Genomic DNA, 21,315 nt, shown 5'->3' on the forward strand with positions numbered 1-21,315 from the left:
GCGAAGGCTAGGCCGGTCCGGCCTTGTAGCCGACGCCGCGGACCGTCACCACGATCTCGGGGTGCTCCGGGTCCCTCTCGATCTTGGCCCTGAGCCGCTGCACGTGTACGTTGACCAGCCTGGTGTCGGCCGCGTGCCGGTAGCCCCAGACCTGCTCCAGCAGCACCTCACGGGTGAACACCTGGCGCGGCTTGCGGGCCAGCGCGACGAGCAGGTCGAACTCGAGCGGCGTCAGGTTGATGGTCTCCTCGCCGCGCTTGACCGAGTGGCCGGCCACGTCGATGGTGATGTCGCCGATCTGCAGGATCTCGGGGGTGGGCTCGTCGGTGCGGCGCAGCCGCGCCCGCACCCGCGCCACCAGCTCCTTCGGCTTGAACGGCTTGACGATGTAGTCGTCGGCCCCCGACTCGAGGCCGAGCACGATGTCGATCGTGTCGCTCTTGGCGGTGAGCATGACGATCGGAACCCCCGACTCCGCCCTGATCCTGCGTGCGACGTCGATGCCGTCGGCCCCCGGCAGCATCAGGTCGAGCAGGACCAGGTCCGGGCGTGTATCCCGGAACGCGTCGAGGGCCTTGTCGCCGTCGGAGACAAAGGATGGTTCGAAGCCTTCTCCGCGCAACACGATGCCAAGCATCTCGGCGAGAGCGGCATCGTCGTCGACGACCAGCACGCGACCTTTCATGGCCCCTCATTCGTTCTACGCATTGTGGGACATACCCGCACGATCGCTGAAGGTTACCCTTGGTGGACTCATGTGTGGGACATGAGACCTACAAAAGGCGAATTTTAAGCTCCCAGCCAGGACCGCAACCACAGTCTGCGGTAACGGACCAACTTTCTGCCATCCCCCAGATGAGTCCCTTGACCCGATTCGCCGTGGAATGTGGGCAAGGTGAGTCGGCGAATGCCCTGCCTGACACCAAGGGCCCGTCTCGCATGCCAGGATTGGGATATGTCAGACGGTCACGGTTCCACGCCCGAGACGCCACCCGGCTGGGCGGCCGAGCAGCCCCCGCCCTACGGCGCTCCGCAGGCCTCGCCGTGGACCGCGCCCGGCCTCCAGCAGGACCCGCCCCAGGGCGCCGCCCAGCAGGGGCCCGCACCTCACGCCCATCCCCCCTACCCTCAGCAGCCCTACCCCCAGCAGCCACCACCGGGCTACGGGCCGCCCGGCTACGGGCCCATGCCGCACCCGCCCGCGCTGCGCCCGGGCATCATCCCGCTGCGTCCCCTCGGCCTCGGTGACATCCTCGACGGCACCATCAAGCTGATCCGGTCCAACCCCAAGGCGGTGCTCGGGCTGTCGGCCGTCGCGGCCCTGCTAGGCGCCGTCCCGGTGGCCGTGGGGCAGATGTTCTCGTTCGACTCGCTGAGGGCGAGCCTCGACCCGTCGACCCCGGCCGACCCCTCCGGCATGTACGGCAGCCTGGTCGCCCAGTACAGCGGGCTGTTCGTGTCGATGGCGATCAGCTTCGTCGTGGTGACCCTGCTGACCGGGGTGCTGACCCGGATCCTCGGCCGGGCCGTCTTCGGCGGCACCGTGACCGCGGGCGAGGCGTGGCGGCTCACCCGGGGACGGGCTCCCGCGCTCTTCGGCGTGGTCGGGCTGATGGCCGTCATCATGCTCGTGCCCGTCCTCGTCCTGGGCGGGATCATCGCGGCCATGATCGTGTCCGGTGCGGCCGAGTCGTCCGGCGGCCAGGCCGCGGTGGTGGCCGTCACGCTGGTGGGGTTCATCCTCTACCTGGGCTACGCGCTGGTCTTCAAGGCGTGGTTCGCGTTCGCGGCGCCGGCCGTGGTGCTCGAGGGCAGGGGGCCGATCGACGCGATGCGCCGCTCCTGGCACCTGGTGACCGGCGACTTCTGGCGGGTCTTCGGCATCCTGCTGCTCACCTTGGTGATCGTCATCTTCGTGGCGGGCATCCTGGAGATCCCGTTCAGCCTCATCGGCTCGCTGTTCGGCCTGCTCGGCGAGAGCTTGGGAGCCACGATCGCGGCCGGGGTCCTGATCACCGTCGGCGCCACGCTGGGCGCCATGATCACCTACCCGTTCGAGGCCGGGGTGGCGGGCCTGCTCTACGCCGACCGGCGAATGCGTAGCGAGGCCTTCGACCTGGTGTTGCAGACCGCCGCGATCGAGCACCAGCGCCAGGGCTGGGTGCACGCCTCGGCCGACGAGCTCTGGCACCCGTCCAACTCCGCGGGCTCCGCTAGTTCGCCGGAGTCCGCGAGTCCCACGGGCTCCTTCGGATCGTGAGCCCGATCGGCAGGGAGGAGGCCGCGGGCCAGGCCGCGGCGGAGCTTCTCAGGGCTGAATACGCCGACGAGCCGCTGCTCGACCGGATCTACCGCTGGGCCAGCCAGCTTCTGGGCGACCTGCTCGACGCAGCCGGCGGTGGCGGCACCACCGGCGGCGTCATCGCCGCCGTGATCATCACACTGATCATCGTCGGCGTGATCGTGCTGGTCGCGTGGCAGCTCCGCAGGACCTCCCGCCGCAACTCGGCGGGGCAGGCGGCCCTCTTCGACGAGCGTCGGCTCACCGCCGCCGAGCACCGCCTGGCGGCCGAGGCCCACGCCGCCGAGGGGCGCTACACCGAGGCTATCCAGGAGCGCCTGCGCGCCATCGCCCGCGACCTCGAGGAACGCGCGCTGGTCGACGGGATGCCCGGACGCACCGCCGACGAGCTGGCCGCCGAGGCGGGCCAGGCGCTGCCCGGGTTCGCCGGCGAGCTCGCCGCCGCCGCGCGATCGTTCGACGACGTCACCTACGGCGGCGAGCCCGGCACCAGGGCCGCCTACGACACCATGACCGGGCTCGACGAACGGCTCCGCCTGGCCAGGCCGGTGCCGCTGGGAGGCACGGCGTGAGCGTCGACCTGCGCCCCGGCGAGACCCAGGGGTCCCACTCCACTTCCCCCACCGTGCGCTCCGTCTGGCGGACCGGCCGGGCGGCGGTGGCGCTCGGCCTGGTCATCCTGGCGGTCGGCGTCCTCATCACCCTGTTCAGCCCCGAACAGGGTGAGTCGCGCCCGCTCGATCCCGCCGACACCTCCCTGGCCGGTTCCAAGGCGCTGGCCCAGCTGCTGCGCGGCCGCGGCGTCACCGTCGACCGGGTCGACTCCGTCGAGGCGGCCGTCGCCAAGGCCACCGAGCCCGGCCGGCTGCTGCTGGTCACCGCCACCTGGTTCGCGGACGATCCCGCGCTGGCCCGCGTCCCGGGCGACCGGGTGATCGTCGGCAATCCCGAGCTGACCGAGCTGGCTCCCGGGGTGCGCGACCTGCCCGGCGGCTCCCGCGAACGCTCGCGCGAGCCCGAATGCCCGCTGCCCGCCGCGACCGCCGCCGGCAGCGTGTTCATCGGCGGCCCGGTGCTCACCGGCCCACCCGGCTCGACCGGCTGCTACCCCGCCGGCAAGGGATGGAGCCTGGTCAGCTACCTCCACGCGGGCGGCACCATCACGGTCGTCGGCAGCGGCGAGTTCATGAGCAACCTGCGGCTGTCCGAGGACGGCAACGCCGCGCTCGCCCTCAACCTGCTCGGCACCGCCAAGGCCGTCACCTGGCTGGTCGAGCCCGACCAGCCGGCCGTGGGAGACCTGGCGGGGCCCGAGGGCAAGAGCGTCTACGACCTGATGCCGCCGGGCATCCCGTGGGCGGTGGGCATGGCGGCCATCACCGTACTGCTCGTCGCCCTGTGGCGGGGCAGGCGGCTGGGCCCCGTCGTGATGGAACGGCTGCCGGTCGTGGTCCGGGCCGCCGAGACGGTCGAGGGGCGCGGCCGGCTCTACCGGGCCAGGCGGGCCAGGGCCAGGGCGGCCGACTCGCTGCGGGCCGGCACGATCGACCGCGTCACGCCCCGGCTCGGCCTGGGCTCCGGCGCCGAGCGGCACGAGGTCGTGGCCGCGCTCGCCGTACGGACCGGGCAGGACCCGCAGCAGGTCGGCGCCGCACTGTACGGCCCCGCTCCGGTCGACGACGCCGGGCTCGTCGCCCTGGCCGGATACTTGGACGCGATCGAAAGGACGGTCAGTGAACATTGACGAGACCACCCACCTGACGGGCCAGAGCGAGTCGGCCAGGGCCGCGCTCGCGGCGCTCCGCACCGAGGTGTCCAAGGCCGTAGTCGGCCAGGACGCGGTGGTGACCGGGCTGGTCATCGCGCTGTTGTGCAGGGGGCACGTGCTGCTCGAAGGCGTGCCCGGCGTGGCCAAGACCTTGATGGTCCGCACCCTGTCGGCGGCGCTCGCGCTCGACTTCAAGCGGGTGCAGTTCACGCCCGACCTGATGCCCGGCGACGTCACGGGCTCGCTGATCTACGACGCCAAGACGGCCCGGTTCGAGTTCCGCGAGGGGCCGGTGTTCACCAATCTGCTGCTCGCCGACGAGATCAACCGCACCCCGCCGAAGACACAGGCCGCGCTGCTGGAGGCGATGGAGGAGCGGCAGGTCAGCGTCGAGGGCGACGCCCGCATGCTGCCCGACCCGTTCGTGGTGTGCGCGACGCAGAACCCCGTCGAGTACGAAGGCACCTACCAGCTGCCCGAGGCCCAGCTCGACCGGTTCCTGCTCAAGCTGACCGTGCCGCTGCCGCCGCGCGAGCAGGAGATCGCCGTCCTCGACCGGCACGCGCGTGGCTTCGACCCGCGTGACCTGTCCGAGATCAAGCCCGTCGCCACCGCGATGGACCTGGCCGCGGGACGCGCGGCGGTGGCGCAGGTGCACGTGGCGGCCGAGGTGCTCGGCTACATCGTGGACGTGGCACGGGCCACCCGGAGCTCTCCGTCGTTGCAGCTGGGTGTCTCGCCCCGTGGCGCGACCGCGCTGCTGGCCGCCTCCCGGGCGTGGGCGTGGCTGTCGGGCCGCTCCTACGTCACACCCGACGACGTCAAGGCGCTGGCACGGCCCGCGCTGCGGCACCGGGTGCAGCTGCGGCCCGAGGCGGAGCTTGAGGGCGCCACCGCTGACGGCCTGCTCGACGGCATCCTGGCCTCGGTCCCGGTTCCGCGCTGATGGCTCTGACGGGACGCGCCGCGCTGGTCGCCGCGCTCGGCATCGTGGTGGTGCTGCTCGCGCCCCAACCGGGCGCCGCGCTGGCCGGGGTCTGCCTGCTGCTGGCCGCCGCGATCCTCGTGGACCTAGCGTTCGCGGGCGCGGTCCGGCCGTTGCGCTTCCACCGCTCGGGCGACCGGCTGATCCGGCTCGGCCAGCGGGCCGAGGTCGAGCTGGTCGTGGAGAACCCCGGCGGCAGGCGGGTGCGCGGCGCGCTCAGGGACGCCTGGCCACCCTCGGCCGGGGCCTCGCCGCGTGTGCTGCCGCTCGACGTGCCCGCGGGCGAGCGGCGCAGGCTGGTGCTGACGCTCGATCCCACCCGGCGCGGCGACCGCGCCTCCGTGGCCGTCACCGTGCGCTCGCTCGGGCCGCTCGGCCTGGCCGCCCGCCAGGGCAGCCACCGGGCGCCCTGGTCGGTGCGGGTGCTGCCGCCGTTCCTGTCGCGCAAGCACCTGCCCTCCCGGCTGGCCCGGCTGCGCGAGCTCGACGGCCGGCACCCCGCTCTCGTACGCGGCCAGGGCACCGAGTTCGACTCGCTGCGCGAGTACGTGGTGGGCGACGACGTGCGGTCGATCGACTGGCGGGCCACGGCCAGACGCCACGACGTGGTCGTCCGCACCTGGCGGCCCGAGCGGGACCGGCGGGTGCTCATCGTGCTCGACACCGGCCGCACCTCGGCGGGCCGGGTGGGCGACGCGCCGGTCCCGCTGGCCGGGGCCCAGGCCAACGGCGGCGGCCTGCTGGTCAGGCCCGACCCGCGCCCGGTGCCGGGCTGGCCGCGACTCGACTGGTCGATGGACGCCGCGCTGCTGCTCGCCGCGCTCGCCGCCCGGGCCGGCGACCAGGTCGACTTCCTGGCCCATGACCGGACCGTGCGGGCCTGGGTGAGCGGCGCCTCGCGCACCGAGCTGCTGGCCTCGCTGGTCAACGCGATGGCGCCGATCGAGGCGGAGCTGGTCGAGGCCGATTCGCAGGCGATGGTCGCCGCGATCCTGTCACGGGCCAAGCGGCGCTGCCTGGTCGTGCTGCTCACCGACCTCAACTCGGCGTCGCTGGACGAGGGCCTGATGCCGGTGCTGCCCCAGCTCTCCTCGCGGCATCTGCTGCTGGTCGCGGCCGTCTCCGACCCGCGCGTGGCCGCCATGGCCGCCCAGCGGGCCTCGGCGGAGCAGGTCTACGACGCGGCCGCCGCCGAGCGTGCCCGGCTGGATCGCAGGCGGGTCACCGCGCGGTTGCGCCGCCACGGCGTCGAGGTGGTCGACGCGCCGCCGGACGACATCGCTCCCGCGCTGGCCGACGCCTACCTGGCGCTGAAGGCCGCCGGCCGCCTCTGACCGTGACCGCCGGCGTCACGCGGTGGGGCACAGGTCGGGGGCGCGGACGTCAGACGGTGGGGCCACAGGTAGGGGCGCGGACGTCAGGCGGTGGGGGCCAGGTCAGGGGCGCGTTCCAGATCGCCGGTCTCGTTCTGACGCATCGCCCGGCGCCCGAACACCACCACGTACACCAGGAACACCGCCTCGGCGAGCACCCCGATGCCGATGCGCGCCCAGGTGGGCAGGCCCGACGGCGTGACAAACGCCTCGATCAATCCCGACACGAACAACACCACGACCAGCCCCAGCGCCACGCTCATCACCGCCCGGCCCTGCTCGGCCAGCGCGTCGACCCGCCTGCGCGGCCCCGGGTCGATGACGGTCCAGCCCAGCCGCATGCCGACGGCCGCCGCGAGGAAAACCGCAGTGAGCTCCAGCAACCCGTGCGGCATGATCAGCCCGAAGAAGATGTCGAGCTTGTCGCGCGAGGCCATCAGCCCGCCGGACACGGCGACGTTCGCCGCGTTGGACCAGAGCAGGTAGGGGATCGGCAGCCCCATGAAGATCGCGTAGACGATGGCCTGCGCCGACACCCAGGCATTGTTCACCCAGACGCGGCTGGCGAAGGAGGCGGCGGGATTCTCCGAGTAGTAGTCGGCGAAGTCGTGCTCTACGAGCTGGGTGATCTCCTCGGGCGAGGCGATGGACGCCTGCACGGCGGGGTCGCCCGCCACCCAGGCCCCCATCACCCAGCCCGCCGCCACGAACGCCGCCCCGGTGGCCAGCCACCACCACCTGGCCCGGTAGGCCACCACGGGAAACGACACCGTGAAGAACCTGACCAGCTCCCGCCAGGCCGGAGTGCGCGCCCCGGTCACCGCCGACCTGGCCCGGGCGACCAGCGCGGACAGCCTGCCGACCAGCATCGCGTCGGTCGAGCCCGAGCGGACGATGGACAGATGGGTGGACACCCGCTGGTAGAGGTCGACCAGCTCGTCGACCTCGGCCCCGGTCAGCGACGAGCGGCGTTTGATGAGGTGATCCAGCCTGTCCCATACGGGGCGGTGTGCGGCGACGAACGCATCGATGTCCACCCGACCATTGTGGCCGCTCGATCAGCGGGTCATTGCCGTTAGGCTCCACGTATGTCAGAGGTTGTGACCGGAGACGCGGTCGTCGTCGAGGTGCGGGTGGCGCAGATGCCGTCCCGGGCCGTCGCGCTCGCCATCGACCTGGCGGTCCAGTGGACTGTGCTGATCGGCGCCTTCACCGTGCTGGAGGCGTTCTCCGTGATCAGCGACCCGGCGATGTTCGCGGCGGTGGCGATCATGGCGGTCGTGCTCGTGACGGTCGGCTACCCGGTGATCTTCGAGTCGCTCAGCGGCGGGCGCAGCCTGGGCAAGCTCGCGCTGGGGCTGCGGGTGGTCAGCGACGACGGCAGTCCGGAGCGGTTCAGGCAGGCTCTGTTCCGGGGGCTGGCCGGGGTGATGGAGTTCTGGATGCTGTCCGGGGCGCCCGCGCTGATCTCGTCACTTGTCTCGCAGCGGGGCAAGCGGCTGGGTGACATCTTCGCGGGCACGATCGTGATCTCCGACCGGGGGCCGCGTGACGCGGGTCAGCTCATCTGGATGCCGCCGCAGCTGGCCGCCTGGGCCGCGACGCTGGAGCTGTCGCAGCTGCCCGAGGGGCTGGCGACGGCCGCCCGGCAGTACATCATCCGCTGGCACCAGCTGTCGCCGCAGATCCGGCACGAGATGGGCGTGCGCATCGCGACGCAGGTCGCCGCGTTCGTCTCGCCCGCCGCGCCGTCCGGGGTGCCGCCGCACGCCTACCTGAGCGCCGTCCTGGCCGAGCGTCGCAGGCGCGACCAGGTACGTCTCGCGCGGCGGGCGGGCGACGGCCCGGCGGCTCCCCCGTCCGGCCCCTGGGCGGGCCGGCCACAACCTGGCCCTTCGGCGGGCTGGCCACCCCCCGGCCCTTCGACCGGCTGGCCGCAACCTGCTTCTTCGGCGGGCGGACCGGAGGCGGCATCCTCTGCGGGCCGGCCCCCGGCCGCCCCCCACCCTCGGGCCGGGCAGGGGGTGCCGGACTCCCGTTACGACGGGCGGCCCGCCCCGGAGCCGCCTCGGACGACTCCGGGCGGGTTCGCGCCACCCCAGTGACGGCCCCTTAGTAGGCGTACTGCGTCTGGGCGTTGAGCGCCTTCATCCGTACCTTGGCCGCGGAGCCGAGACGCTTGTCCGAGATGCGCAACACGTCCAGGCCCTTCTTGATGTCGCTGCTGTAGATGTGACCGTTGTAGTAGTACGCCGACCACGAGCCGCCGAGATCGATCGGCTTGAGCGGGGCCGGGTCGAAGTAGCCGATCTCCACCGGCTTGGCCGAGTCGGTGAAGTCCCAGACCGACACGCCGCCCTGGTACCACGCCTGGACCATGATGTCCTTGCCCTTGACCGGGATCAGCGAGCCGTTGTGGGCCACGCAGTTCTCCGCGCTGGTCTGCACCCGGGAGATCTTGAAGTAGGACCTGTGGACCAGCTCGCCGCCCTCGATGTCGTAGACGGCGTCCGCGCCGCGCTCGGGGTTGAATCCCTTGGTGCAGGTCGCGGCGACGCCGCCGCCCAGCTCGTCGGTGAAGACGACCTTGTCACCGGTGTTGTTGAACGTGGCCGAGTGCCAGAACGCGAAGTTCTCGTCGGTGACCCTGGTGGTGACCTTGGGGCGTTCGCGGTCGGAGATGTCCATCAGGATGCCGTCGCCCATGCAGGCGCCCGCGGCCAGGTCCTTCTTGGGGAACACCGTGATGTCGTGGCAGCCGCTGGTCGGCACCAGCAGGTTGGACTGGGTCTCGTTGCCGCCGTCGGGGAAGAGCACCGGCCTGGAGACGACCTTCGCCGCCGTGGGCTTCTTCAGCGGCACCTTGATGATCGAGATCCGGTCGTGCGGCGGCTTGCAGCCGGGGTACCTTGCGCCCGGATCGTACGAGGACACGTACAGGTAGACCGACTTACCCTTCTTGTCCGGCACGAGGGTGTGCGTGTGCGAGCCGCAGGCGGTCTTGATCGACTTGATGTACTTCGGGCGGGACTTGTGGGAGATGTCGAAGATCCGGATGCCCTCCCACGCCGTCTTGGACGTCTCGGAGCCGTGGCCGGTCCTGCAGGAGTCGTCGCGCATCGGCTCGTCCACCGACAGGAAGAGCAGGTCACCCATGACCGAGATGTCGTTCTGCGCCCCCGGGCAGGTGACGCGGCTCACGACCTTCGGCTTGGCCGGGTTCCTGATGTCGTAGACGGTGAAGCCGTGGAAGTTGCCCTGGTAGGCATAGTTTCCCTGGAACGCCAGGTCACTGCCGTACGCCTCGGGCCCGTCGAACGGCGCCTGCTGGGGCACGCTGGCCACGCGTTTGACGTTGGGGCTCGTCTTGACACCGTCCGAGGCGTGGACCGGCGACGCCGCGAGGGCCAGCACCGCTCCGATCACCGCCAGAGCACGGCCGAATCTGAACGCCACCGAGGACCTCCTGCAAGCGGTTGGAAGAATCAGGGGCACCCACTATGACAGGAAAAGTCACTGTAAAAACGGGCCTCTCGTACGGCGAAGCCGGGCAGGCTCCGCCGTACGAAAGGTCAGGATCGATCAGTCGCGGTGGCCGCGGCCTCCCTCGTGGTAGGACTCCTGGGTCTGCACGTTCAGCAGGTCACTGCGGACCCGGTTCGCGCCGTTGGTCAGCGGATCGTTGATCTTGATGACGTCGAGCCCCTCGTGGAAGTCGGCCGCGTAGATGTGGCCGTTGTAGTAGTAGGCCGACCACACGCCGCCGCCGCTGTTGTCGGCCCGGGGACCGCGCTCGAAGTAGCCGATCTCCCTGGGCCGTGCCGAGTCGGTGAAGTCCCAGATCGAGACGCCGCCCATGTACCAGGCCTGGACCATGATGTCCTTGCCCTTGACCGGGATCAGCGAGCCGTTGTGCGCCACGCAGTTCTCGCTGTCGGCCTGGTGCCGCGCGATCTTGAAGTAGCTCTTGAAGACCAGCTGACCGCGGACGACGTCGTAGATCGCGTTCGCGCCGCGGTTCGGCCCGATCGCCTCGTTACAGGTGGCCGCGCCGCCGCCGCCGAGCTCGTCGGTGAAGACGACCTTGCGGGCGTCGTTGCTGAACGTCGCCGAGTGCCAGAACGCGAAGTTCGCGTCGGTCACCCTGGCCGTGATCCTCGGGTTCAGCCGGTCACGGATGTCGAACAGGACACCGTCACCCATGCACGCGCCGGCCGCGATGTCCTTCTCCGCGTAGACGGTGATGTCGTGGCAGCCGCTGGTGGCGGACTTGCCGTCCGGGTAGGGAGCCGGGACGCCGGGGAAACCGCCGTCGGGGAAGACGACCGGGGCGGCGGCGAGCGCGGCGGCCGTCGGGTTCCTCAGCGGCACCTTGATGATCGAGATCAGGTCGTGCGGCGGCTGACAGTCGGGGAATGCCTCGTTCGGGGCGTAGGAGGAGACGTAGACGTAGACGTTCTTCTTACGGTCCTGTCCCCTGCCCGGCACCAGCGTCAGGGTGTGCGAGCCGCAGTTGGTCTCGACGGACTTGATGTACCTGGGCGCCGCCTTGTCGCTGACGTCGAAGATCCGGACGCCTTCCCAGGCCTCCTTGCGGTCCGCCGGCAGTCCGGTGCTGTTGCAGGAGTCGTCACTGCGCGAGCTGTCGACGGCGGCGAAGAGCAGGTCCCCGTAGACGGACACGTCCATCTGGCCGCCGGGGCAGACGACCGAGCTGACCGGCTTGGCCTTCTTCGGGTTCCTGATGTCGTAGATCGAGAAGCCGTTGTAGTTGCCGACGTAGGCGTAGTCACCCTGGAAGGCCAGGTCGGTGTTGATGCCGGCGGCGATCGGGGCCGGCTTGGGGACGTTCAGCACGTGGGTCACGTTCGGGCTGGTGACCACGGTGTCGGCCGGCGGGATGTCGGCGGCGAGGGCGGGAGTCGCGGGCAGGGCTAACGCGATGGCCGCCCCGAGCACGACGAGAGCACGGCTCGGTTTGAACACTGATGGGCCTCCTTGATCACGCATGTCCCAGATAAAGAAGACATAAGTGATCAAGTGTCAACCGAATGCCGCCTATCTAGCCAGATGTCATGTTGTCAAGAAATATCCAGAACTGACATCTTGCTGGGGAGGTGTCAGAAACGTAAGATCCGACGTCATGCCGATGCGGCGGAGACCTGAACCCCCGCCGCACCGAGCTCATCAGTGACCGTTGCCGCCGGGGCCGCCCGGGCTGCCCTTGCCGTGCTCGGCGTAGGAACCCTGGGTCTGCGCGTTCAACGAGTCCATCTTGACGCTGTTGGCCTGGTTGGTACGCGGGTCGTTGATCTTCAACACATCGAGGCCCAGGTTGAAGTCCGAGCCGTAGATGTAGCCGTTGTAGTAGTACGCGGACCAGAAGCCACCGCTGAGCGCGGGCGCGGTGTTGTCCGGGCCACGCTCGAAGTAGGCGATCTCCTGCGGGTTGGCCGAGTCGGTGAAGTCCACCACCGAGATGCCGCCCTGGTACCACGCCTGGACCATGATGTCCTTGTTCTTGACCGGGATCAGCGAGCCGTTGTGGGCCACGCAGTTCTCGGTGTCGGCCTGGTGCCGCGCGATCTTGAAGTAGCTCTTGAACGCGAGCTGACCGCCGGCGATGTCGTAGTAGGCGTTGGCGCCCTTGTCAGGGCCGATCGCCGCGTTGCAGGTCGCCCGGCTGCCGCCACCGAGTTCGTCGGTGAAGATGACCTTCGTGCCCTTGTTGTTGAAGGTGGCCGAGTGCCAGAAGGCGAAGTTGACCTCGTCGCGCACGGTGGCCGTGACCTTCGGCTGCTCGGGGTCGGAGATGTCGAGCAGGATGCCCTCACCCATGCAGGCGCCGGCCGCGATGCCCTTCTCCGGGAAGGCGGTGATGTCGTGGCAGCCGCTGGTGGCGGACTTGCCGTTCGGGTAGGAGCCCGGGATGCCGGGGAAACCACCGTCGGGGAACAGGACCGGCGTCGAGATGACCTCGGCCGCCGTCGGGTTCTGCAGCGGGACCTTGATGATCGAGATCAGGTCGTGCGGCGGCTGGCAGTCGGGGAAGCTCGCGCTGGGCGAGTAGGACGAGACGTAGACGTAGACGTTCTCGCCCTGCTTGTCCGGCACGAGCGTATGGGTGTGCGACCCACAGTTCGTCTCGACGGACTTGATGTAGGTGGGGTTGCGCTTGTCGGAGATATCGAAGATGCGCATGCCCTCCCACGAGCTCTTGTTCGCGGCCGACTGCCCGGTGCTGTTGCACGAGTCGTCGTTGCGGGAGGAGTCGACGGACCCGAACAGCAGGTTGCCGTAGACGGAGATGTCCATCTGGCCGCCGGGGCAGACCACCGAGCTCACCAGCGACGTCTTCTTGGGGTTCTTGATGTCGTAGATGGAGAAGCCCGCATAGTTGCCGACATAGGCGTAGTCGCCCTGGAAGGCCATGTCGGTGTGGATGTCGTTCAGCGCTTCAGGCTTGGGGACGTTCGTCACGTGCTGGATGTTGGAGCTCATGACGATCTCGCCGGGCGCCGGGATGTCCATCGCTGCCTGAGCCGGCAACGCGCCGCCCACGAGAGCGACGGCGGCCCCCACCAGGACGAGGGTCCTGCGGAGAGTTAACACTAAGAACCTCCTATAACCGGCATAAATCAAGCACATGGTCACGGTTCGGAGGTACGCGGTACCAGAGTGCAAGCTGTTAAATCTTGTACAACTTTGCAGTCTTTCGCCCGTGGGCGTTTTCGCCTAGAGTGCCCACTCTCGACCGAGTTCACAGGGAGGCCGGGTGCGCGCCGCGCTCATCGTCATCACGGGCACGGTCATTGCCCTCACGAGCTGCTCCAGCACGCCCCCGCCCGCCCCGCGCGCCGACTCGACCGTTCCGGTGATCGCCCCCGGAAAGCCCGGCGAGGAGGCGCGGACCCTCTCCCCCTCCGAGGCGGCCACCGCCGTTCCCTCGGCCACCGCGAACGCCGCCGACATCACCTACGTCCAGGACATGGTCGTCCACCACCGGCAGGCCCTCGACATGGCGATCCTGGCTCCCAACCGGGCCGAGTCCACCAAGCTCAAGGGCCTGGCCTCGCGCATCAAGGACGCCCAGGGGCCGGAGATCCAGTGGATGACCAACTGGCTGCAGGACCTCGGCCAGAAGGTGCCCGGCCATCACGCGGCCCACGACGGGATGCCCGGCATGGTCACCCCCGAGCAGATGGAGGCCCTCAAGGCGGCGAAGGGCAAGGCGTTCGACGCGCTGTTCCTGCAGCTCATGATCGCCCACCATGAGGGAGCCATCAAGATGTCGACGGAGGTGCTGACCCACGGCTCGCACATCCAGATCGAGGAGCTGGCCAGCGACGTCAGCGTCACCCAGACGGCCGAGATCCGCCGCATGCGGGAGATGCAGGCCGCGGCCTGAGCCGGGCGCGGGTGGACGCGGGCCGCTCCGGCTCGCTCAGGAGCCGACGCGCCAGGAGTGCAGGTAGTCCTCCTGGTCGCCGGTGAGCGTGTCGATGCCGATGCCCGCCGCGGCCAGCTTGAGCCGGGCCACCTCGTGGTCGATCTCCTCCGGCACGTCGTAGACACCCGGCGCCAGCCGGGCCCGCTCCCCGGCCAGCCAGGCGACGGCGAGCGCCTGGGCCGAGAACGACATGTCCATGACCGCCGCCGGATGCCCCTCGGCGGCCGTCAGGTTCACCAGGCGACCCTCGGCCAGCAGGAGCAGCCTCCGGCCGTCGGCCAGGACGTACTCGTCGGTGTTGGGCCGCACGCCGCGGTGCACCTCCACGGCCAGCTCGTCCAGCGCCCGCACGTCGATCTCCACGTCGAAGTGCCCGGCGTTGGCCAGCATCGCGCCGTCCCTCATCGCGGCCAGATGCTCGCCCCGGACCACGTCACGATTGCCCGTCACCGTGATGAACAGGTCACCCAGCGCCGCCGCCTCCGCCATCGGCCGCACCTCGTAGCCCTGCAGGGTGGCGTCGAGCGCCTTGACCGCGTCGATCTCGGTCACCACCACCCGAGCCCCGAGCCCCTTGGCCCGCTCGGCCACACCCCGGCCGCAGAACCCGAACCCGGCCACCACCACGGTCCGGCCCGCCAGCATCGTGTTGGTGGCCCGCATGATCCCGTCGAGCGTCGACTGCCCCGTGCCGTAGCGGTTGTCGAACATCCGCTTGGTCCGCGTGTCGTTGACCGCGACGACGGGAAAGCGCAGCGCCCCCTCGGCGGCCATCTGCCGCAGCCGGATGATGCCGGTCGTGGTCTCCTCGCACCCGCCGGACACGCCCTCCAGCAGGTCGGTCCGCTCGGTGTGCAGGATGTTGACCAGGTCGCACCCGTCGTCGAGCACCAGATCGGGCCCGAGGTCGAGCGCCTGGTGGATGTGCCGGTAGTAGGTGGCCCGATCGACGCCCGCCCTCGCGTGCACCGCGACGCCGTAACCACGCAGCGCCTCGGCCACGTCATCCCGGGTGGACAACGGATTGGACGCGGCCAGCGCGATCTCGGCGCCCCCGGCCCTGAGCGCGCCCATCAGCACCGCGGTCTCCGCCGTCACGTGCAGGCACGCGGAGATCCGCAGCCCGTCGAGCGGCCGGTCGGCGGCGAACCGCTCGCCGATGGCCGTCAACACCGGCATCGACCTGGCTGCCCAGCTGATCTGCCGCTCGCCGCTCTCCGAACGCTCCAACGCCCTTCCCCCCACGATCGCCGAAGGCCACGGCCCACCGGAGATCCGTTATGGTGCTCAGCCCCGCTCACTGGAACCCGACGATCCGCGGGACCCGGCCACGCACGGCGGGCGGCGCCGGCCGTGCGTGGCCGTAAAAAGTGGTCGTGCAAGTGGTCGTGCAAGTGGTCGTGCGGTGAAAGGCCCGACGGACTCAGTACCGGTAGTGGTCGGACTTGTACGGGCCCTCGATGTGCACGCCGATGTACTCGGCCTGCTCCTTGGTGAGCTCGGTGAGCTTGACGCCGAGCGCGTCGAGGTGCAGCCGGGCGACCTTCTCGTCGAGGTGCTTGGGCAGCGTGTAGACGCCGATCGGGTACTCGTCGGTCTTGGTGAACAGCTCGATCTGCGCGATCACCTGGTTGGTGAACGAGTTGGACATCACGAAGCTCGGGTGGCCGGTGGCGCAGCCGAGGTTCATCAGGCGGCCCTCGGCGAGCACGAGGATCGAGTGGCCGTCGGCGAAGACCCACTCGTCGACCTGCGGCTTGATGTTGCGCTTCTCGATGCCGGGCAGCTTGGCCAGGCCGGCCATGTCGATCTCGTTGTCGAAGTGGCCGATGTTGGAGACGATCGCCTGGTGCTTCATCCGCGCCATGTGGTCGGCGGTGATGATGTTGAAGTTGCCGGTCGAGGTGACGAAGATGTCGGCGATGCCGACGACCTCCTCCAGCGTGGTGACCTGGAAGCCGTCCATCGCCGCCTGGAGCGCGCAGATCGGGTCGATCTCGGTCACGATGACGCGGGCGCCCTGGCCGCGGAGCGCGTCGGCGCAGCCCTTGCCGACGTCGCCGTAGCCGCAGACCACGGCCACCTTGCCGCCGATCAGCACGTCGGTCGCACGGTTGAGGCCGTCGATGACGGAGTGGCGGCAGCCGTACTTGTTGTCGAACTTGGACTTGGTGACCGAGTCGTTGACGTTGATCGCCGGGAACAGCAGCTGCCCGTTCTTGTGCATCTCGTAGAGGCGGTGCACGCCGGTGGTGGTCTCCTCGGTGACGCCCTTGATGGCCTCGGCGATCGTGGTCCACCGCTTGTCGTCGCCGACCGTGCGGTTGAGCAGGTCGATGATGACGTGCCACTCCTCCGGGTCGTCGGCGGTGGCGGCGGGGACGGCACCGGCCTTCTCGTACTCGGCGCCCTTGTGAACGAGCAGCGTGGCGTCGCCGCCGTCGTCGAGGATCATGTTGGGGGCGTCGCCGCCGGGCCAGGTGAGCGCCTGCTCGGTGCACCACCAGTATTCCTCGAGGGTCTCGCCCTTCCAGGCGAAGACCGGCACACCGCGCGGGTCGTCGACGGTGCCGTCGGGGCCGACCACGACCGCGGCGGCGGCGTGGTCCTGGGTGGAGAAGATGTTGCAGCTGACCCAGCGCACCTCGGCGCCGAGGGCGACCAGCGTCTCGATGAGGACGGCGGTCTGGATCGTCATGTGCAGGGAGCCCATGATCTTCGCGCCGCGAAGGGGCTGTGCGGCCGCGTACTCCTTGCGAATCGCCATGAGGCCGGGCATCTCGTGCTCGGCGAGCCGGATCTCCTTGCGGCCGAAGTCGGCAAGTGACAGGTCGGCGACCTTGAAGTCCATCTGTTACCCCTCGCGTGACGATGTGTGTCGCGCACGAGTTTAGGCGTCACCCGAACGCCCTCGCACCTCGCAAGGCCGGAATCTAACGCAATAATGTAAGGATGCGCATCACCGAAGCCGCCCGGCGGCTGGGCATGTCCCCTCGAATGCTCCGATACCGCGAGGCCCTGGGCCTGCTGCCCCCCGTACGCGAGCAGGGAGCGCACCGAAGGTTCGGCCCCGAGGAGCTGTCGGCGGTCGCGCAGGGCGTGGAGCTGGAGAAGCGGTTCGACGTCTCCCCCGCCGAGCTGGCCTTCGCGGTGCGCGTGCTGAGCGATCCCGCCGTGGCCGCCGCGGTGCGCGACCTCGGCGTACGGATCGGCCGCATCCAGGTCCCCCGCCGGGCCCTCGACTTCGAGAAGGAGAAAGCCCTGCGCCTGCTCCGAACCTCGACTCCCGGCCAGACGTCAAAGAGGGCATGAAGGAGCTGCTGATCGCCACCGTGCTCGCCGTCTCGCCGCTCCAGGCGACCGACGTCAAGGTCTACTTCTCCAAGGGACACGACATTCCCGGCAAGGTGGTCGCGGTGACCAGGAAGGCGCCCGATCGGGGCGTCGCCAGGTTCGCCGTCGAGCAGCTGATCGCCGGGCCGACCAAGGCCGAGCGGCGCAGGGGGCTCCACTCGGAGCTGACCGGTCAGCTGCGCGGCCGCTCCAACTGCGGCGGGGCCGACTTCACCATCAAGATCAAGAAGAGCCGGGCCACGCTGCGCTTCTGCCGGACCGTCCTGGGCAACGGGATCGGCTCCGACGCGCGGGTGCTGCACATGCTCGACACCACGCTGAAGCAGTTCGGGACCGTACGTAAGGTCGTCACGCTCGACAAGGACGGCCGGTGCCTGTTCGACCAGACCGACGCCGGCACGTCCTGCCTGACCGGGCGCGAGTGACTCCCCGGCCACGGCGGGGAGTCACTCGGTGCGGCGTCGGTCAGACCGTGGCCCGTGACCGGTCGAGGTCGGGCTCCAGGTAGATGACCCGGGCGATCGGCACGGCCTCGCGGATGCGGCGCTCGGCCTCGTCGATGCCCCGGGCGACCTCGGCCGCGGTGTCGTCGTGCGACACCGCGATCTTGGCGGCCACCAGCAGCTCCTCCGGCCCCAGGTGCAGCGTGCGCATGTGGATCACCCGGTCGACCTCGTCGGCGGCTTCGAGCGCGGCGCGGATGTCGGCCTCCATCTGCGGGGTGGCGCCCTCACCGACCAGCAGCGACTTGGTCTCGATGGCCAGCACGACCGCGATCACCGCGAGCAGCACGCCGATCATCAGGGTGCCGACGCCGTCCCAGACGCCGTCGCCGGTGACGACGGCCATCGTCACGCCGAACAGCGCGAAGACCAGACCTAGCAGGGCGCCCAGATCCTCCAGCAGGATGACCGGCAGCTCCGGCGACTTGGACCGGCGGATGAAGGAGGTCCACGACTGCGTGCCGCGCACCGCGTTGGACTCCTTGATCGCGGTGCGGAACGAGAACGCCTCGGCGATGATCGCGAAGATCAGCACCGAGAACGCCCAGATCGGCGCCTCCACCTGGTGCGGGTCTGCGATCTTGTGCACGCCCTCGTAGAGCGAGAAGGCCGCGCCGATCGTGAACAGCACGACGGCCACCACGAAGGCGTAGAAGTAGCGCTCACGACCGTAGCCGAACGGGTGCTCCCTGGTGCGCGCCCGCTGGGCCCGCTTGCCGCCGATCAGCAGCAGCAACTGGTTGCCCGAGTCGGCGACCGAGTGAATGCCCTCGGCCAGCATCGACGACGACCCGGTGAAGAACGCCGCCACGAACTTGGCCACCGCGATGGACATGTTCGCGATCAGGGCAGCAACGATCGCTTTGGTACCGCCGCTCGCACTCACCGACGCACTCCACTCATAAGCATTAATGGCATGAAAAGGGATCCTATTGCGAAATCCTGGCCTTCAGTTCTGTGATCGCCGCCACTGGTGTCGGGTCGATTCCATAGCCGAGCGCGAGGTAGGTGCTCGCGTAGTCGCCGAGCCCGATCAGCGTCGCCACCCGCTGCAGGGGGTGGGCGCCCTCACCCGCGAGCTCGGTGACCGGCACGTCACGGTCACGCGCGAGCCGTAGGGACACCTCGCGCTGCCGGGTCACCTGCGGGTGCTCGTCGGCGTCGCGCAGCATCACAAGCCGCAGCGTGCGGGACGGGGTGTCGGCGAAGAGGTCGCGCTGGGCGAGCGGCCCGTCGAAGGCGACCAGCTGGTTGTGGCCGGCCTCGGGCAGCTCGCCGAAGACGGCCGGATACTTGGCGTTCTCGCCGAGCTGGCAGGCCAGCCGGTAGCCGGCGGCGGCGGCGAGCGGCGAGGTGCCCCAGATCATCGGCAGGCTCTCGGCCAGCTCCATGGCCAGCGTCTTGCCGGGATTGACGAACGACTCGCTGGACGGGCGGCACTGGTGGGCGATGTTCTCCAGCGCCGTGGCCACGTCCTCGAACAACGCGGCGTCGGCCTGGACCAGGCCGAGCGAGGCGGCGGCCACGATCAGCGGCACGGTCAGCAGCCAGAGATTGGCCCTCGGCTGACCGCTCGTGGGGACGGGGACGAAAAGGGCCGAGGACTGCGTGGCCACCGCCTCCAGGGGCGACCCCGCGCCGCCCACGGCGAGCAGCGAGCAGCCCCGCCGGACGGCCTCGGCCGCCACGGACAGCGTCTCCTCGGTGCGCCCCGAGGAGGAGACCGCGACGACCAGGTCGGTCGCGCCGACCCAGCCGGGCAGTTGGTAGGAGCGCAGGGTCACGAACGGCGTCGGGGCGCCCCGGCCGCAGACCGCCGCCATGAGGTCGCCGGCGATCGCCGATCCGCCCATGCCGGCGACCACGATCGCGCGCGGCCGGCCCTGCGCCGCCAATCGGTCGATGCCCGCTTCGATCGCGGTCCGGTAGCCGGTGCGCACCTGGGCCGCCGAGGCGGCCACCGCGAGCAGCATGCCACCGGGATCGCCGTCGGTCAGGTGCTGTTGGTCGTCGAGCCGCTCGGGCTCCCAGATCACGGCTTCCTGGCCTCGTCGACGAGCAGGACGGGAATGTCATCCCTGACCGGATAGATCAGGCCGCAGCCCGTGCAGGCCAGCTCCTCGGCCTCCGCGCGCAGCGGCGACTTGCACGCCGGACAGGCCAGGATCTCCAGCAGCCAGTCGTCGATCTTCACACTGACACCTTTCTGACGATGGCGAGGACTTCGTCCCTGATCGCCGTCATCGTGGTCTGGTCGGCCGCCTCGGCATTCAGCCGGAGCAGCGGCTCGGTGTTGGACGCGCGCAGGTTGAACCACCAGCCGGACCCGGTCACGGTCAGGCCGTCGAGCTCGTCGAACCGGCCCCGGGACTCGAAGGCCTCACGCACCTGGCGCAGCGCCTTGTCCTGGTCGTCGACGGTGCTGTTGATCTCACCCGAGGCGTGGTAGCGGGAGTAGGCCGCCACCACCTGCGACAGCGGACCGTCCTGCTCGCCGAGCGCGGCCAGCACGTGCATCGCGGCCAGCATGCCCGAGTCGGCGAACCAGAAGTCGCGGAAGTAGTAGTGGGCGGAGTGCTCCCCGCCGAAGACCGCGCCCGTGCGGGCCATCTCGGCCTTGATGAACGAGTGGCCGACCCGGGTGCGCACCGGCTCGCCGCCGTGCTCGCGGACGATCTCGGGGACCCCGAGCGAGGTGATCAGGTTGTGGATGATCGTCGAACCCGGGTGCTTGGCCAGCTCACGGGCCGCCACCAGCGCGGTGACGGTGGACGGCGAGACCGACGCGCCGCGTTCGTCGATCACCCAGCAGCGGTCGGCGTCGCCGTCGAAGGCGAGGCCCAGGTCGGCGCCGGTCTCGACGACGGCCCGCTGCAGGTCGACCAGGTTGGCGGGCTCGATCGGGTTGGCCTCGTGGTTGGGGAAGGAGCCGTCGAGCTCGAAGTAGAGCGGGACGAGCTCGATCGGCAGCCCGTCGAAGACGGCGGGCACGGTGTGACCGGCCATGCCGTTGCCCGCGTCGACGACCACCTTGAGCGGCCGGACGGCGGACAGGTCGACCAGGCTGCGCAGGTGGTCGGCGTAGCCCTGGAGCAGGTCTCTCTCGACCAGGTCACCGACGGGCGGCGCGGTGACGCCGACCAGCTCGGCGGCCCGGTCGCGGATCTCGGTGAGGCCCGAGTCGCCGCCGATCGGCACCGCGCCCGCGCGGCACATCTTCATGCCGTTGTAGCGGGCGGGATTGTGGCTGGCGGTGAACATCACACCCGGCAGGCCGAGGCTGCCGCTGGCGTAGTAGAGCAGGTCGGTCGAGCCGAGCCCGGCGTGCACGATGTCGGCTCCACGCGAGCGGGCGCCCCGGATGAACGCGGCGGCCAGCGGCCCCGAGGACTCCCGCATGTCGTGCGCGACCACGGCCGCGCCGGCCCCGGTCACCTCCACGAAGGCCGCTCCTACGGCCTCGGCGGCCGCCTCGTCGAATTCGTCGGGCACCACACCGCGAACGTCGTAGGCCTTGAAGATCTTGGCGAGGTCGCCCACTCTCCAGCTCCGCCCCTAGGTCGACTACGTCAGGACGAGC

The 21,315-nt window shown here is 70.1% G+C and carries 20 protein-coding genes; 9 read left to right on the plus strand and 11 right to left on the minus strand.

From position 1 onward, the window contains the following. Positions 1 to 7: 7 nt before the first annotated feature. Positions 8 to 685 carry an MtrAB system response regulator MtrA gene (gene mtrA, locus AC5L3X_RS10780; protein ID WP_189126738.1) on the minus strand — a complete coding sequence of 226 codons (678 nt, stop codon included), beginning with the start codon at positions 683 to 685 and terminating at the stop codon, positions 8 to 10. Positions 686 to 955: 270 nt separating this feature from the next. Between mtrA and AC5L3X_RS10785 the strand changes: the two genes are divergently transcribed. From AC5L3X_RS10785 to AC5L3X_RS10805, 5 genes are read left to right on the plus strand one after another with little or no spacing between them, the layout of a single operon-like run. Beyond that, positions 956 to 2,260 (plus strand): DUF7847 domain-containing protein, encoded by a 1,305-nt coding sequence (locus AC5L3X_RS10785; RefSeq protein ID WP_494856708.1) that lies wholly within the window; start codon positions 956 to 958, stop codon positions 2,258 to 2,260. Beyond that, positions 2,257 to 2,874 (plus strand): DUF4129 domain-containing protein, encoded by a 618-nt coding sequence (locus AC5L3X_RS10790; protein WP_494856709.1) that lies wholly within the window; start codon positions 2,257 to 2,259, stop codon positions 2,872 to 2,874. Before AC5L3X_RS10785 ends, AC5L3X_RS10790 begins: the two co-directional genes overlap by 4 nt. Continuing rightward, complete coding sequence (locus AC5L3X_RS10795; protein ID WP_494856710.1) at positions 2,871 to 4,046, plus strand: DUF4350 domain-containing protein; 1,176 nt, start codon at positions 2,871 to 2,873, stop codon at positions 4,044 to 4,046. The genes AC5L3X_RS10790 and AC5L3X_RS10795 overlap by 4 nt, the downstream gene beginning before the upstream one ends. After that, positions 4,042 to 5,016, plus strand: a complete 975-nt coding sequence (locus AC5L3X_RS10800) for an AAA family ATPase (protein WP_494856821.1) — start codon at positions 4,042 to 4,044, stop codon at positions 5,014 to 5,016. The genes AC5L3X_RS10795 and AC5L3X_RS10800 overlap by 5 nt, the downstream gene beginning before the upstream one ends. Then, positions 5,016 to 6,389, plus strand: a complete 1,374-nt coding sequence (locus AC5L3X_RS10805; protein WP_494856712.1) for a DUF58 domain-containing protein — start codon at positions 5,016 to 5,018, stop codon at positions 6,387 to 6,389. Before AC5L3X_RS10800 ends, AC5L3X_RS10805 begins: the two co-directional genes overlap by 1 nt. A gap of 83 nt (positions 6,390 to 6,472) precedes the next feature. On the opposite strand, the gene AC5L3X_RS10810 is transcribed toward AC5L3X_RS10805, so the two are convergent. Next, positions 6,473 to 7,465 (minus strand): stage II sporulation protein M, encoded by a 993-nt coding sequence (locus tag AC5L3X_RS10810; protein WP_494856713.1) that lies wholly within the window; start codon positions 7,463 to 7,465, stop codon positions 6,473 to 6,475. Between the two features lie 51 nt (positions 7,466 to 7,516). Here AC5L3X_RS10810 and AC5L3X_RS10815 point away from each other — a divergent pair, with 51 nt between their 5' ends. After that, a complete protein-coding gene (locus AC5L3X_RS10815) occupies positions 7,517 to 8,533 on the plus strand; it encodes an RDD family protein (protein WP_494856714.1) in 1,017 nt (338 codons plus the stop codon). Between the two features lie 7 nt (positions 8,534 to 8,540). Here the strand turns inward: AC5L3X_RS10815 and AC5L3X_RS10820 are convergent, their stop codons facing one another. From AC5L3X_RS10820 to AC5L3X_RS10830, 3 genes are all read right to left on the minus strand, one after another. Beyond that, a complete protein-coding gene (locus tag AC5L3X_RS10820; RefSeq protein WP_494856715.1) occupies positions 8,541 to 9,884 on the minus strand; it encodes an LVIVD repeat-containing protein in 1,344 nt (447 codons plus the stop codon). Between the two features lie 126 nt (positions 9,885 to 10,010). Next, positions 10,011 to 11,438, minus strand: a complete 1,428-nt coding sequence (locus tag AC5L3X_RS10825; protein WP_494856717.1) for an LVIVD repeat-containing protein — start codon at positions 11,436 to 11,438, stop codon at positions 10,011 to 10,013. A 177-nt stretch (positions 11,439 to 11,615) separates the two neighbouring features. Next, entirely contained in the window at positions 11,616 to 13,040 is a 1,425-nt protein-coding gene (locus tag AC5L3X_RS10830) for an LVIVD repeat-containing protein (protein ID WP_494856718.1), read from the minus strand. 163 nt (positions 13,041 to 13,203) lie between these two features. Here AC5L3X_RS10830 and AC5L3X_RS10835 point away from each other — a divergent pair, with 163 nt between their 5' ends. Then, positions 13,204 to 13,836 (plus strand): DUF305 domain-containing protein, encoded by a 633-nt coding sequence (locus AC5L3X_RS10835; RefSeq protein ID WP_494856719.1) that lies wholly within the window; start codon positions 13,204 to 13,206, stop codon positions 13,834 to 13,836. A 36-nt stretch (positions 13,837 to 13,872) separates the two neighbouring features. On the opposite strand, the gene AC5L3X_RS10840 is transcribed toward AC5L3X_RS10835, so the two are convergent. Both AC5L3X_RS10840 and ahcY read right to left on the minus strand, forming a co-directional pair. After that, a complete protein-coding gene (locus AC5L3X_RS10840) occupies positions 13,873 to 15,108 on the minus strand; it encodes an adenosylhomocysteinase (RefSeq protein ID WP_189126750.1) in 1,236 nt (411 codons plus the stop codon). Positions 15,109 to 15,301: 193 nt separating this feature from the next. Then, entirely contained in the window at positions 15,302 to 16,729 is a 1,428-nt protein-coding gene (gene ahcY / locus AC5L3X_RS10845; protein WP_189126751.1) for an adenosylhomocysteinase, read from the minus strand. 101 nt (positions 16,730 to 16,830) lie between these two features. Here ahcY and AC5L3X_RS10850 point away from each other — a divergent pair, with 101 nt between their 5' ends. Further along, positions 16,831 to 17,190, plus strand: coding sequence for a MerR family transcriptional regulator (locus tag AC5L3X_RS10850; protein ID WP_189126752.1), 360 nt, complete (start codon positions 16,831 to 16,833; stop codon positions 17,188 to 17,190). Continuing rightward, positions 17,187 to 17,657, plus strand: a complete 471-nt coding sequence (locus AC5L3X_RS10855) for a GerMN domain-containing protein (RefSeq protein WP_494856720.1) — start codon at positions 17,187 to 17,189, stop codon at positions 17,655 to 17,657. The genes AC5L3X_RS10850 and AC5L3X_RS10855 overlap by 4 nt, the downstream gene beginning before the upstream one ends. A 40-nt stretch (positions 17,658 to 17,697) precedes the next feature. Here the strand turns inward: AC5L3X_RS10855 and AC5L3X_RS10860 are convergent, their stop codons facing one another. From AC5L3X_RS10860 to AC5L3X_RS10875, 4 genes are read right to left on the minus strand one after another with little or no spacing between them, the layout of a single operon-like run. After that, entirely contained in the window at positions 17,698 to 18,621 is a 924-nt protein-coding gene (locus AC5L3X_RS10860) for a cation diffusion facilitator family transporter (protein ID WP_189126754.1), read from the minus strand. A gap of 43 nt (positions 18,622 to 18,664) precedes the next feature. Continuing rightward, entirely contained in the window at positions 18,665 to 19,771 is a 1,107-nt protein-coding gene (locus AC5L3X_RS10865) for an SIS domain-containing protein (RefSeq protein ID WP_189126755.1), read from the minus strand. Then, a complete protein-coding gene (locus tag AC5L3X_RS10870; RefSeq protein ID WP_189126756.1) occupies positions 19,768 to 19,929 on the minus strand; it encodes a Trm112 family protein in 162 nt (53 codons plus the stop codon). Before AC5L3X_RS10870 ends, AC5L3X_RS10865 begins: the two co-directional genes overlap by 4 nt. Beyond that, positions 19,926 to 21,275 carry a phosphomannomutase/phosphoglucomutase gene (locus AC5L3X_RS10875; protein WP_189126757.1) on the minus strand — a complete coding sequence of 450 codons (1,350 nt, stop codon included), beginning with the start codon at positions 21,273 to 21,275 and terminating at the stop codon, positions 19,926 to 19,928. Before AC5L3X_RS10875 ends, AC5L3X_RS10870 begins: the two co-directional genes overlap by 4 nt. Between the last annotated feature and the right edge of the window lie 40 nt (positions 21,276 to 21,315).

The sequence above is a fragment of the Nonomuraea sp. CX421 genome, assembly GCF_059358955.1.

Bases quoted from the DNA above. Each gene is read 5' to 3' on its own strand.
- mtrA (WP_189126738.1), bottom strand. From the start codon at position 685: ATGAAAGGTCGCGTGCTGGTCGTCGACGACGATGCCGCTCTCGCCGAG.
- AC5L3X_RS10785 (WP_494856708.1), top strand. From the start codon at position 956: ATGTCAGACGGTCACGGTTCCACGCCCGAGACGCCACCCGGCTGGGCG.
- AC5L3X_RS10805 (WP_494856712.1), top strand. From the start codon at position 5,016: ATGGCTCTGACGGGACGCGCCGCGCTGGTCGCCGCGCTCGGCATCGTG.
- AC5L3X_RS10815 (WP_494856714.1), top strand. From the start codon at position 7,517: ATGTCAGAGGTTGTGACCGGAGACGCGGTCGTCGTCGAGGTGCGGGTG.
- AC5L3X_RS10825 (WP_494856717.1), bottom strand. From the start codon at position 11,438: ATGCGTGATCAAGGAGGCCCATCAGTGTTCAAACCGAGCCGTGCTCTC.
- ahcY (WP_189126751.1), bottom strand. From the start codon at position 16,729: ATGGACTTCAAGGTCGCCGACCTGTCACTTGCCGACTTCGGCCGCAAG.
- AC5L3X_RS10850 (WP_189126752.1), top strand. From the start codon at position 16,831: ATGCGCATCACCGAAGCCGCCCGGCGGCTGGGCATGTCCCCTCGAATG.
- AC5L3X_RS10855 (WP_494856720.1), top strand. From the start codon at position 17,187: ATGAAGGAGCTGCTGATCGCCACCGTGCTCGCCGTCTCGCCGCTCCAG.